Genomic DNA, 798 nt, shown 5'->3' on the forward strand with positions numbered 1-798 from the left:
ACTTCGGTTGGACAGGCGTATACGCCGTTGACCGATGCGGTGCATTCGCCGGGTCCGGGTGCGGACATGTGGATTTTGGGTCTGGGTGTGTCGGGTCTGGGCACGATCTTGGGTGCGGTGAACATGATCACGACGGTGGTGTGTTTGCGTGCGCCGGGTATGACGATGTTCCGGATGCCGATTTTCACTTGGAACATTTTGGTGACGAGTGTGCTGATCCTGCTGGCGTTCCCGTTGTTGACGGCGGCGTTGATGGGGTTGGAGGTTGATCGGCAGTTCGGGGCGCATCTGTATGACCCGTCCAATGGTGGTGCGATTTTGTGGCAGCACTTGTTCTGGTTCTTCGGTCATCCCGAGGTGTACATCATTGCGTTGCCGTTCTTCGGGATCGTGTCGGAGATCTTCCCGGTCTTCTCCCGCAAACCCATCTTCGGCTACAGCGGCCTGGTGTACGCGACGCTCTCCATCGCTGCGCTCTCCGTTGCCGTCTGGGCGCACCACATGTATGCCACGGGCGCCGTACTCCTCCCGTTCTTCTCGTTCATGACCTTCCTCATCGCGGTGCCGACGGGTGTGAAGTTCTTCAACTGGATCGGGACGATGTGGAAGGGTCACATCACGTTCGAGACGCCGATGCTGTTTTCGGTGGGCTTTTTGGTGACGTTCTTGTTCGGTGGTCTGACCGGTGTGTTGCTGGCGAGCCCGCCGTTGGATTTCCACCTGTCTGACAGTTACTTCGTGGTGGCGCACTTCCATTACGTGTTGTTCGGCACGATCGTGTTCGCGACGTATGCCGGT

Annotated in this window: 1 pseudogene; it reads left to right on the plus strand. The window is 58.3% G+C overall.

The features are described 5' to 3' along the window. Positions 1-798, plus strand: a pseudogene (locus tag CSW57_RS00005) (cbb3-type cytochrome c oxidase subunit I); the annotation flags it as partial.

It is taken from the genome of Williamsia muralis, assembly GCF_002735905.1.
In the GTDB taxonomy this organism is placed as follows: Bacteria; Actinomycetota; Actinomycetes; order Mycobacteriales; family Mycobacteriaceae; genus Williamsia; species Williamsia muralis_A.